The following is a 12,661-nucleotide window of genomic DNA, read 5'->3' on the forward strand; positions in this document are numbered from 1 at the left end:
TATACCCGAAGTCCGTTCGTAACCTACGCTTAGCGTACTCCTCTACTCTATTATTTCAGCCTGTTTTTACCCTATCCATCAAATCTTGATAGCTTTTAATGGTGCTTTGGTATTGATTTGGACTTATCCTCATGACTGCAGACAAACCTTTTAAATTTGATAAATCACAGCGGCTGCTAACGCCCAAAGATTTTAAAGCGATGTCGGGTCGTCATACCAAAACTGGTGAAGATCAGTCACAGCATGTTGTCGTTTTTAAAATTCATCAACCTAATCTGTTGTTATTCGTCAAAGTGGTTTTAGCTGATAGCCAAAGACAAGCTGCAGTAAATCGGTTGGGTCTTGCGATTACTAAAAAGAAAGTCAAACGTGCCCATGAAAGAAATCGTATTAAGCGATTAACGCGAGAGTATTTTCGGTTGCATCAGCACCAGCTAAATGCTCAAGTTGATATTTTATTAACTATCAAGCAGTTTTCCGATGATATGCAAAATCAAGCAATTGTCCAGCAATTAGCGATGGGCTTTAACTTAATCAATGATAAGATTGGAAAGTTGAAGCGGAATTAATTTTAGCGGCAGTTCGTAATATCTTTACTCCAATGAAGGTAATAAAAAATCTGGGTTTAATCCATGGATAAATTATTAGCAAAATTTTTGCTGTTGATGATTATATTTTATCAGCGTTTGATTAGTCCCTGGTTGGCACCTCGTTGCCGCTTTTATCCAACGTGTTCTAGTTATGGTCTAGAGGCGATAAGATTACATGGCGGGTATCGAGGGGGATTATTAACAGCCAAGCGTATCGCACGTTGTCATCCTTGGGGTGGGCATGGCATTGATTTTGTCCCTAAGCCATTATATCGCTACCGTTATCATTATATTGACACATTGCCGTCTTACTTTTTGGTATATGCTTATCACTATCATTAATTTATTGGGTTGATGAAATTATAAAAACTTGTTGCGAGTCTTAAATAGCGTAATTGAGTCAACTATTTATGGAATATCTTTTTTAACTTTTTTTTAGTAGAATGTCTTCTATTTTTTAATTGTTTTTCCTTTATTAGCAACTAGTGATTTCAAGCAATATCATTAGATAGGATAGCTATATATGCAAAAAATTTTACGGACATTGATTATTATCGCAATGTTAATTACGGGTTATTTGCTGATTCTGGCATGGCGGGATGATTATACCAATGTAAATAAACCCGTGGCGATAACCCCAACAACCACAGCGGTCAGTAGCAATGATGTGCCAGTGGCGGGGACTTCAAGTACGCCAACGGGCGATGTTCCAACCGCAACAGCAACCACACCAACCGCCGCTCCCACTACCCAGAAAACGGGCGCACAGCTCATTAGCGTGATGACGGATAAATACGATATTCGTATTAATCCAGTCGGTGGCGATGTGGTGTACGCCGCGCTTCGAGAGCAGACTCAAACATTAGATAGCAAACAGCCATTTGTACTCCTTGAAGAAGATAGTAATCGCGTATATGTGGCTCAGTCAGGGTTGATTGGCGCCAATGGTATTGATAATAGCAATGGTCGTGCGACTTTTACCGCACCTAGTAACCAATTTGTCATGCAGCCCAATCAAGCCGAATTGGTCGTTCCTTTAACTTATCAAAAAGATGGTGTAACTATCATCAAATCGTATAAGTTTACCAAAGGTCAATATCCTATCAACGTTAGCTATAACATCACCAATAACGGCACGCAGCCTTGGCAAGGACAAATGTATGCGCAGTTAAAACGTGATAATAGCGAAGATCCAGGTAAAGGTGACAAAGGCGCAATTAGCCTATCGACTTACCTAGGTGGCGCATGGGGCACACCAGATCAGCCTTACAACAAACTCAAGTTTGGTAATTTCAATGATGGGTTAAAAGCCAGCAGTGATAAAGGCTGGATTGGTATGGTACAGCACTATTTTGTTACCGCTTGGATGCCAAAGAATTACACAGCAAATTTTTATAGCCGTGAAGCTGGCAAAGATCACATTATCGGGTTTACCAGTAACCCTGTGTCAGTCGCTCCCAACAAGCAAGTGACGTTAACGTCTGCCTTGTATGCAGGTCCAAAAATTCAAACCAACTTAAAGCCTTTGGCAGAGGGGTTAGATAAAACTGTTGATTACGGTATTTTATGGCCGATTTCAAAAGTCCTATTTTGGATTTTGGATAATGTGCATAAAGTATTGGGCAACTGGGGTTGGTCAATTATTGCACTCACTTTATTGGTTAAAATCGCGTTAATGCCAATTGCCAATAAAAGCTATCACTCGATGGCAAAAATGCGCGCAGTGGCACCACGATTACAAGCCCTAAAAGAAGAATATGGTGATGACCGTATGCGTATGTCACAAGAGATGATGCGCATCTACAAAGAAGAGCAAGTCAACCCAATGGCAGGTTGTTTACCTGTATTGCTGCAAATGCCGATTTTCTTGGCGTTGTATTGGGTACTGGTCGAATCGGTCCAATTACGCCATGCCCCTTGGATTGGCTGGATTCGTGACTTATCATCCATGGATCCATTGTTTATCTTGCCACTGATTATGGGCGCTGCGATGTTTTTCCAGCAGATGTTAAACCCACAGCCGCAAGATCCTATGCAAGCCCGTGTGATGAAATTTATGCCGATTATTTTCACCGTGTTTATGCTATTCTTCCCAGCGGGTCTAGTGCTGTATTGGACGGTCAACAACTTGTTTAGTATGGCGCAGCAATACTTTATCAATAAGAAAGTTGAGCGTGAGCAAGCGGCAAAAGAGGCAGCACGTAACGTGGTCTAAATTCGTCAATCAGTAAGTTAACCGCCCTTTAAACAGTTGTTTAAAGGGTTTTTTATTGGCAAAAAATAATCATGTTGTAATCAGTGAACGGATGTTAAAATATCAGCATTAAGTCAATGCTGACTACCCAAAATGTTAGATTGTAAAAAATTATGTTAAATAACTCTCAGACAGTGCTTACTTCAACCATTGCCGCCATTGCAACACCAATCGGTCGTGGCGGGGTTGGTGTGATACGCCTATCAGGTCCAAACAGTTACCAAATTGCCTTGGCGTTAACCGGTCGTCAAGCTTTCAAACCGCGATTTGCCCATTTTTGCCGATTTTATGATAGTGATGATACAGTGATTGATGAAGGATTGGTGTTATATTTCCCTGCCCCCCATTCTTTTACCGGTGAAGATGTGATTGAGTTGCAAGGTCACGGTGGCATGATTTTGCAGCAGCAGCTTTTGACCCGTGTGTTTGAATTGGGTGCAAATCAAGCGGTAGCGGGCGAGTTTTCGGCGCGGGCTTTTGATAATGATAAGCTTGATTTGGTACAAGCAGAAGCGATTGCTGATGCCATTGATGCCACCAGTGTGGCTGCCGCAAAAAGTGCCATGCGCTCATTGACCGGTGAGTTTTCACAAAAAATTAATGCGCTGCTTGAGCAGTTAATTCAGCTACGGCTGTATGTTGAAGCCGCTATTGATTTCCCGGATGAAGAAGGGGTTGATTTTTTGGCAGATGAGCATATCGCCAAGCAATTACGCCAAGTTTGTGAGCAATTAAACAATGTGTTAGCCACTGCCAAACAAGGGCAGCTGCTGCGAGATGGTGTCTCAGTTGTGATTGCCGGGCGACCCAATGCGGGAAAATCTAGCTTGCTCAATCGCTTAGCAGGGCAAGAGCGTGCCATTGTGACCGATATTGCCGGGACAACCCGTGATATCCTACAAGAAACCATTGTGTTAAATGGTCTAACGCTGAATTTGACCGATACCGCTGGGCTACGTCAGACTGATGATATTGTGGAACAGGCGGGCATTGAGCGAGCACGACAAGCCATCACCCAAGCTGATTTACTGCTTATGGTGTATGATGCGCACCGTGAGCATGAGCCGTTACGATTGGCGACGGAATTATTTGGTAGCTTACCCAATGCCAATTCGATATTAATGATTGCCAACAAAATTGATTTATCCGACAATCACCAAAATTTGCCCAAGCAATTTTCATCACAAGAGCAGATTTATCACCCCGTCTATGTGTCTTGTAAATATGGTACAGGGCTTGAAGAATTGGTCAATCAAATCTGTGATAAAGTCGGTTTTCACCCCCCTGAAAATAGCTTAATTGCACGAACCCGCCATCTTGATGCGCTGCGCCGTACCCAAATGGCGCTGCAAGAAGCCGATGAACAACTGCATTTGTTTCATGCGGGTGAATTGGTGGCGGAAAGCCTACGCCAAGCACAGATTAGCCTCAACGAAATCACCGGTGAATTTACCGCCGATGATTTATTGGGTAAGATTTTTGGCAGTTTTTGTATTGGTAAATAACGTAATAGGTTTAAACTTAGCTAGGAAATCGCATGCACTGTCCATTTTGTAATGCTGAAGATACCAAAGTCATTGATTCAAGACTCGCGGCAGAAGGGGCGCAGGTACGCCGTCGTCGTCAGTGTACCGCGTGCCAAGAGCGATTTACTACCTTTGAAATCATTGAGGCAGTAATGCCCCGTATCATCAAATCCAATGGTCGTATTGAGCCGTATGATGGACAAAAACTGCGTCGCTCAGTGCAGCTACCGTTACAAAAACGTCCAATATCGACCGACAACATTGAAGCCATGATTAGCCGTATTGAAAAACAGCTCAGGCAGCTCGGCGAGCGTGAGGTGCCCAGTAAAATTTTAGGTGAAATCGTCATGAAAGAGCTAAGCCAAATTGACGATGTCGCCTACGTTCGATTTGCTAGCGTCTATCGTGATTTTCAAGATATTGAAGCGTTTAAACACATGGTGTCAAACCTCACCACTGATGCCAATAAACAAGAAATCAATCAACGTATCGAAGATTTGACTCACCCACACAAGCTCAAACATCTACAATCCTAAGTTTTTTATGACGGCAACTTTATCGTCCGCTGAGCGCTATCAGCACCAATACTACATGTCACGCGCCATTGAGCTGGCTAAAAAAGGACGTTTCACCACCCGTCCCAATCCTAATGTCGGCTGCGTCATTGTCAAAGATAATCAAGTCATTGGCGAAGGTTTTCACTATCAAGCAGGACAACCCCACGCCGAAGTATTTGCCCTTCGCCAAGCGTATGAGCATGATGCCAAGCAATTGCAAGGTGCAACAGCGTATGTCACGCTTGAACCTTGTAGCCATCATGGACGTACTCCGCCCTGTGCTGATGCGCTAATCAAAGCGGGTATCAGCCGTGTGGTGATTGCTGTTGTCGATCCTAATCCTAAAGTTGATGGTGGTGGTATTGCCAAACTGCATCAGGCAGGTATCGAAGTCATTACCGGTATTTGTGAGCAAGCGGCTTATCAATTAAATGAAGGCTTTTTTAAAGTCATGCGTGGCGGCTTGCCTTTTGTGCGCTTAAAGATAGCGACAAGTTTGGATGGACGCACCGCGATGGCAAATGGCGAGTCAAAATGGATAACCAGCGACCAATCACGCGAGGATGTACAGCGTTTACGAGCGCAGGCAGGGGCGATTATTACGGGGAGCGAAACCATCCTACAAGACCATCCTGCGCTAAATATCCGTAGTCAGCAATTAGGGGTAAATTTAGACGACATACCCCAGCCGCTATTGGTAGTGCTTGACCGTCGTCAACGCATCCAAATGACGGATGCATGGTACCAAAGTCAAATCAACAAGCGTCCCGTTTTGCTTATCCAAGACGCAACTATGAGCTTAACCACACTACTCAACACTTTAAAAGACAATTACCAAATTAACGATGTGCTAGTTGAAGCAGGTGCGACGGTCGCTGCTAGTTTTTTACAACAAGGTTTGGTAGATGAATTAGTCGTGTATCAAGCGCCATGCATTTTGGGTAACAATGCTAAGCCCATGATTAACTTTACGGCACAGCATATCCACCAGCAAATTATCGCTTCGTTAGTTTCACATGAAACAATGGAGACTGATATCAAATTAACCTATCGTTTTGATAAGTAAATACACATAATGGGTTGGATAAATCTCGCTGAAAATAAAATAGTTAAATTATTATATTTTTCGCTTTTTAAAACTTATCCACATTGTTAGCTAAATTTAATGAAAGCGTTAAAACCAGCATTTCTTTTGTGGATAAGTGTTTCACATGAAACAGTCATTAAAGCTATGTTTTACTGCAATACTAGACTATAAGCGGTGTTTCACATGAAACATAGCACAAAACACCCGTAATCTATCACAATTAAGACCAGTGGATAAGTAGATAAACAAGGTCATAAGTAGTCTATGATGGTAAGTTATCCACCAAAAGCTACCTCTATCATGTTAATTTTTTGAACGCTTGATGCTCGATTTGAGTTAGAGTCCAGCAGCAATTATAATTTAATTATTCTAAATAATATTTTATATTTGTGATAGTCGTAAAAGTACATTAAAATGCATTGATATCATAAAAAACAAGGATAAACAATGTTCACAGGTATTATTGAAGCGACTGGAAAAATTGTTGCCATTACGCCAACACAGGGTGATGTACGCTTAAAAGTTCAATCTGACTATTTGGATTTTGCTGATGTCAAATTGGGTGACTCGATTGCAAGTAACGGGATTTGTCTCACTGTTGTAGAACAAGGTAAAGACTGGTACGCCGTTGATGTTTCACGTGAAACACTCAATAAAACAGCGATGCAACAATGGCAAGTTGGCGATGTAGTAAACCTTGAAAAAGCCATGTTGCCTACCACACGATTTGGCGGACACATTGTCACCGGTCATGTTGATACCACGGGTACAGTTAAACTGATAAAAAATGATTCGCGCTCGATTTACATAGAGATTGAGATTCCAAGCGAGTTTACCAAATATGTCGCTACCAAGGGTTCTGTAACAGTCGATGGTGTTAGCCTGACCAGTAATTTGGTGGAAGGTAATGTGATTAGTTTAAATATCATCCCTCATACAGCGCAGGTCACCAACATAAGCAGACATTGGAAAGTGGCAACAAAAGTTAACATCGAGGTGGATGTGGTAGCCAGATATTTAGAAAAACTTCTTGTGTCAACACCAGACACCATGTCAAATTCTAATCATGAAGGCATTACATTAAGCTTCCTACAACAAAATGGGTTTAGCAAATAGAGCGCAACTGCTTTATAATGATGGACAAAGAACCACCAACCAATTTACTTTTAAAACTCGACCCTCATAACGTTTTACTTCAAACAAAAAAAGACCAAGTTAACCTGGTCTTTTTTATTGTCTCAGACCATGTAATGATTGATGGCTTCGATGAGTTTTTGCTTGTTGATGGGTTTGGTCAAAAAACTGTCCATCCCCGCTTCTAAACAGATATTCTTATCATCATCAGAATCATTGGCGGTTAAGGCAACAATCGGCACACTATCTTTATTGAGGCGAATAATACGCGTCGCTTCAATACCATCTAGAATTGGCATGCGACAGTCCATCAACACAAGGCCGATTTGCTGACGATTTTCACTGAGTAACTTAACTGCTTGCTCGCCATCGGATGCTACAAGATAGCGATAACCCAAGGCTTCCAAATGCTTTTTGGCAATTTTTTGATTAACCGGGTTGTCTTCTGCTATCAATATCAATTTTTGGCTAGAAGAATGCGCATCGTTTGGGCTCTCAAGATTGGTGTGGCCCTCATCAACCACTTGAATTGGTCCATCCAATAACAGATTAGGGTTATTAACGGGGGGCGTTACGGATGCTACGTTAACGCTAGAATTAGAGGGATTGGGGTACTGCTGCAAAAATTGCTTAAAGGCCAGTTGTACGGGCAGATGGGTATTGGTTTTTTCTTTTTTGATTTTTAACTCATATAGATGATTCACCTCAGCAATCAACAGGCTTAAAGACGCAGGTTTTTGCAAATACCCATCAAATTGTAATTGCAGCTCGGGTGGCAGAGTTTTAGGTGATTCAATACTTAAAATAATTTTAATCGCATCATTATAAAAATGAATATTATTTAATAAATGGTTGTTGGCTTTGAGTGCTGCATCATCAATCACAAAGACAGGAACCAAGCCTTGCAAATTAAGGTTATTAATCGTATTGATAACGGTTTCATCAATAGTTGTGAAGATATGGTGCGATAATTCCACATAACTTAAAACTTTATTCGCTCGCTCAAAGATAGAAAATGGCGAGATAAGAATGAGTGTTACCCTTAAATTCCTGGTTTTATGTTGGTAAACAGGTTGCAGACTAAACTTTGGAATCGGTAAAAATAGTTGGAATTCGCTGCCTTGACCAAATTGACTTTCTAAATGAATAAAGCCACCCAATAAATGTGAAAAACTATTGGAAATAGCTAAACCAAGTCCTGTACCGCCAAACTGCCGACTAATGGAATCATTGGCTTGTTCAAAGTAGGAAAATAATTTTTGTTGGTCTTTTTCGCTAATACCTAAACCGGTATCTTTTACCGTTATTTTTAACCAATCTTTGCTGACAGTCATATTTTGGCTGGTTTTAGCCGCGATTAATGGGTGACGGCTATCGGTTTTATCAACCGTGATAGCCACGTAGCCCTCTTTGGTAAATTTTACCGCATTGGTCAATAAGTTTAAAATAATTTGGCGTAATTTGCCTTCATCACAATCAATAAAACGTGGGGTAAATGGGTCCACAAAAATATACAGACTAATTTTTTGACGTCGGGCGTTACCAACCATCAGTCCAGTGGTTTGGCGTAGTAACTGCAAGAGATCAATAGACGTGACATTGGTTTGTAGCCTGCCTGCGTCTAATTTGGCCACATCAAGCATATCATTGAGCAGTTGAATCATGGTATAGCTAGATTGTTGCAGGGTTGCGATAGTCTCTTGTTGCTCGCTATTAAACTGTGCTTTATCTTCAGCAAGTAGATCTATCATGCCGACTAGACCACTGAGTGGAGTACGCAATTCATGCCCCACTACCGCCCACATTTTATTAAAATTGGTTAGTTTATCAGTAGTAAATTTATCTTCGACCCACGCTTTTTGCAGCTTATCGTGATAATCGGTGGTATCTTGTAAGCCACAGCTATAACCTTGTAGTTGACCAAAACGGTTATAATACGGGGTAATGCGTAAATCAAAATACAGATTTCGCTGTAGATTGGTCACGGGTAAGGTCGCATAAGTCTGAATATTCTCGAGCGAATTTAGTAACTGCTGCGTGGTTTTATTGGCACCGGTGATAAAGTCACTGAGAATATACATCGAACCCGGTTGAAACGGGGTATAAAACACTTGTGAAAATTTATGATTAAAGTAAACAATCCGACCATTTCTGCTCATGATAAATAGCAAAATTGGTGAAGTATCAATCAAAATATTTTGTCGATAGGTTAACTCGCGAACCTTATCATAATATTGCCCCATCTTATAAGCATATCGGTTAAATAGCTGAGCCAAATAGCGCGATTCAGGGTGGTCACGAAACTCATGAAGCTTGGCAGGCTGATAACCTTGACTAATTTGCAATTGCAAATTTTGGGCGTAATCGAGAAATTTATCCCAAACATCATAAACTTTTCGTAGCTGAATCATCACATATAAAAATAGGCAAAGCCCTAGTAGCAGCGGCAGCAAATAGATAGGGTTAGCAAAATTACGCCAAAGCGGGAAGTATTGTACTTTAACATATAAGCGGTAACCCGCTGCCAGATTCTGCCAAACTTCAAAGCCATGAATATCATAAAACATTTTATTGCTTTGTTTGTTAGATAGCGTCCAATTGGGTAAGGGGACAGAAAAATCGTCATGGTTGTTTTTGACAACGGTAGTAGCACCCGTCGGCTCAACGATAATCAACTGATAATTTTTAATCACCGCATGGTGATCTAAAGTGACTTGGCTCCAATCGTACTCATGATGGCTAATTTTATGATTGAGTTTATCAACCAGCTCAATGAGGTAGCTTTTACCAAGCTGCTGTTGCTGCTGCAACGCATAAAAACCTAGCAACCCATAACCTGCCACTATCAGTATCAGTTCGATAGCCACTAAGGTTACGATGAGTCGCCGAGCTGCCGGGCGATTGTAGAGAGAAAACTGGTTTGACACAGCGTGATATACCCAATAAAGAAAACGGTCAATGAAGGTAAAAGAAAAAAACCCATCATCACAATGCTAGATTTAAGTATTGTGCCAATTCATATTATAATAGCAGAAATTTATTGTATTTAAGACGAAATTTATCATGTCTCAAACCCCGCTTAGGGTCGTATTTGCTGGTACGCCCGAATTTGCTAAAGTCGCCTTACAAGCGCTCATCAGTCACCAAAAAGCCCTTAATATTGACGTTGTGGCAGTCTATACACAACCTGACCGCAAATCTGGTCGTGGGCAAAAAATTAGTGCATCGCCCGTCAAAGCACTTGCCTTGGCAAATAACATTGCGGTAGAACAACCTGAAAGCTTTAGCTTAAAATCAGCCAATGGGAGTGTTTCACGTGAAACACTCAAAAACTATCGACCCGATATCATGGTGGTGGCGGCCTATGGGTTGATTTTACCGCTTGGCGTGCTACATACCCCAAAATTTGGCTGTATCAATATTCATGGCTCATTATTGCCACGCTGGCGCGGTGCAGCGCCCATTCAGCGTGCGATTTTGGCAGGTGATAACATTACAGGCATTACCATTATGCAAATGGCGCAGGGACTCGATACGGGCGATATGCTGTATAAGATAGCTTGCCCCATCACTGACACAGATACCACCCAACTATTGCATGATAAATTAGCCAAATTAGGCGGTGAAGCCATTGTGACGGTGCTGTCTGATGTAGAAAACTATCAACAAAAAGCCGAAAAACAAGACGACGCTTTGGCTAATTATGCCGAGAAAATCACCACGGCAGAGGGTGAGATTAACTGGCAAAATGATGCCATCAGTATTCAGCGTCAAATCCGTGCGTTAAATGCCTTTACCTATCTTGATGAAAACAAAGACCCCAATCAGCGTATCAAAATAATAGAAGCAGCGCCCATTAAACTCGACCAACAAATCTATGAACCCGCAGGTAAAATCGTCAGTGTGGGTCGTAACGCGATTTTGGTCGCGTGTGGCAAAAACGCGACCAACCACCAACATCAGGGTGCACAACATTTGATTAATATCACCCAAATGCAGTGGCCAGGTGGTAAGCCGTTAACCGCTGAGCAAATTGCCAATGGAGATAAACTCAACGATGGTGATATTTTTCACTCATAATCAATTAGGCACATCATGACCCAATTACATTCTCAGCTTAACACTCGCGCCAAAGTTGTCGCCACCCTCGAGCGTATCCAACAAGGTGAGTCCTTAGCTAGCTTGCTTGAGCCACTACTCAACCAAGTGAGCGACAAAGACAAAGGCTTTGCCCATGAATTATTGCTTGGCACACTGCGTCAATGGTGGGCACTCGCTCGTATTGGTGAAAGCTTGATTGAGCATGAAGTCACTGACAAAGGCGTATGGGCAGCACTCAATATCGGACTGTACCAACTGCTGTATATGGACACGCCAGATTACGCGGCAATTGGTGAAACGGTCGAAGCAGTCAAACAACTGGATAAAGGTTACGGTGCTGGACTCATCAATGCCATACTGCGAAAGGTGCAAAAAAACCCTGCCAAATTTGCCAAAAAAATTGAGAAAAATCACAGTCTACCCAATTGGCTTGCCAAACAGCTCAAACAGGATTGGGGTGAATACTATGCCGAGCTTGGACAAGCGCTTCGCCAACCTGCGCCCATATTCTTACGCGTCAATCGCAAATTTTGTAGTGTAGAGGATTATGCCAATATATTAACCCAACAAGGCATCGGTTTTGACCTAGTGTCAATTGGCATTGAGAAGGTGCAAACCATTCAACTCACTGACGCTATAAGAATCACCGATTTGCCTAAATTTGCCGAAGGATGGGTCAGTGTGCAAGATAAACATGCCCAGTTATCAGCACATATTTTGGCAAGCCTCGCCTTGGATAAATCTTTGACGGTACTAGATGCTTGTACTGCGCCCGGGGGTAAACTGGCGCATTTATTGGAGCTTGATGAGTCAAAAACGTTTCACGTGAAACATCAAAATATCGCGCATGTAATCGCTTTGGACAGCGATGAAAAACGTTTACAACGGGTAAGCCAAAACCTTGAGCGTTTGCAGTTAAAGCAAGAAAATGTACAATTGGTATGTGAGGATGCCACAACGTTTCAAGCAGATACCCAATTTGATGTGATAGTGCTTGATGCACCTTGTACCGCAACGGGTGTGATTCGCCGCCATCCTGATATTGCATTGCTACGTACTGAAGAAGATGTAGGGCAAACTGCCGCGTTACAAGCCAATATTTTAGCAAACTGTTGGCATAATTTAGCCGATAATGGTTATCTACTCTATATCACTTGCTCGATGTTAAAAGCAGAGAATGAAAATCAATTACAAGCGTTTTTAGCCACACACAAAGCGGCGCAAATCGTGGATTTTAGCCTTAATTTATCCAACCAAATCAAACGGGACATCGGTTATCAATGCTTGCCGCTTCATCAAAACGATGGCGATGGCTTTTATTATGCCTTACTGCAAAAACTTGGGTAAAAAATTGGCATTCATTGCAATGCTAGGTTTATGCTAAACTGCATCAAATTGATTAAATGGATGGA

The 12,661-nt window shown here is 41.9% G+C and carries 10 protein-coding genes; 9 read left to right on the forward strand and 1 reads right to left on the reverse strand.

What is annotated here, in order from left to right:
• The first annotated feature begins 131 nt into the window (after window positions 1-131).
• The 7 genes from rnpA (at window position 132) to RNZ41_RS00035 (ending at window position 7,130) form a co-directional block, all read left to right on the forward strand.
• On the forward strand, window positions 132-569 hold the full coding sequence (gene rnpA / locus RNZ41_RS00005) for a ribonuclease P protein component (protein ID WP_060994940.1): 438 nt from the start codon (window positions 132-134) through the stop codon (window positions 567-569).
• 63 nt (window positions 570-632) lie between these two features.
• Window positions 633-932, forward strand: coding sequence for a membrane protein insertion efficiency factor YidD (gene yidD / locus RNZ41_RS00010; protein ID WP_065253945.1), 300 nt, complete (start codon window positions 633-635; stop codon window positions 930-932).
• A 181-nt stretch (window positions 933-1,113) separates the two neighbouring features.
• Window positions 1,114-2,805: a membrane protein insertase YidC gene (gene yidC, locus RNZ41_RS00015; RefSeq protein WP_309596077.1), complete on the forward strand. Its 1,692-nt coding sequence runs from the start codon at window positions 1,114-1,116 to the stop codon at window positions 2,803-2,805.
• A 152-nt stretch (window positions 2,806-2,957) separates the two neighbouring features.
• Entirely contained in the window at window positions 2,958-4,349 is a 1,392-nt protein-coding gene (gene mnmE, locus RNZ41_RS00020) for a tRNA uridine-5-carboxymethylaminomethyl(34) synthesis GTPase MnmE (protein ID WP_314027266.1), read from the forward strand.
• Window positions 4,350-4,381: 32 nt separating this feature from the next.
• Complete coding sequence (gene nrdR, locus RNZ41_RS00025) at window positions 4,382-4,906, forward strand: transcriptional regulator NrdR (protein WP_036601355.1); 525 nt, start codon at window positions 4,382-4,384, stop codon at window positions 4,904-4,906.
• A gap of 7 nt (window positions 4,907-4,913) precedes the next feature.
• Window positions 4,914-5,993, forward strand: coding sequence for a bifunctional diaminohydroxyphosphoribosylaminopyrimidine deaminase/5-amino-6-(5-phosphoribosylamino)uracil reductase RibD (gene ribD / locus RNZ41_RS00030; RefSeq protein WP_314027267.1), 1,080 nt, complete (start codon window positions 4,914-4,916; stop codon window positions 5,991-5,993).
• A gap of 468 nt (window positions 5,994-6,461) precedes the next feature.
• Window positions 6,462-7,130: a riboflavin synthase gene (locus tag RNZ41_RS00035; protein ID WP_314027268.1), complete on the forward strand. Its 669-nt coding sequence runs from the start codon at window positions 6,462-6,464 to the stop codon at window positions 7,128-7,130.
• 122 nt (window positions 7,131-7,252) lie between these two features.
• Here the strand turns inward: RNZ41_RS00035 and RNZ41_RS00040 are convergent, their stop codons facing one another.
• Complete coding sequence (locus tag RNZ41_RS00040) at window positions 7,253-10,075, reverse strand: response regulator (RefSeq protein ID WP_314027269.1); 2,823 nt, start codon at window positions 10,073-10,075, stop codon at window positions 7,253-7,255.
• Between the two features lie 136 nt (window positions 10,076-10,211).
• Between RNZ41_RS00040 and fmt the strand changes: the two genes are divergently transcribed.
• Window positions 10,212-11,228 (forward strand): methionyl-tRNA formyltransferase, encoded by a 1,017-nt coding sequence (gene fmt / locus RNZ41_RS00045; protein WP_314027270.1) that lies wholly within the window; start codon window positions 10,212-10,214, stop codon window positions 11,226-11,228.
• 15 nt (window positions 11,229-11,243) lie between these two features.
• Window positions 11,244-12,596, forward strand: a complete 1,353-nt coding sequence (gene rsmB / locus RNZ41_RS00050; RefSeq protein ID WP_314027271.1) for a 16S rRNA (cytosine(967)-C(5))-methyltransferase RsmB — start codon at window positions 11,244-11,246, stop codon at window positions 12,594-12,596.
• The last annotated feature ends 65 nt before the right edge of the window (window positions 12,597-12,661 follow it).

This window comes from Moraxella sp. DOX410 (assembly GCF_032248735.1).
GTDB lineage: Bacteria > Pseudomonadota > Gammaproteobacteria > Pseudomonadales > Moraxellaceae > Faucicola > Faucicola tetraodonis.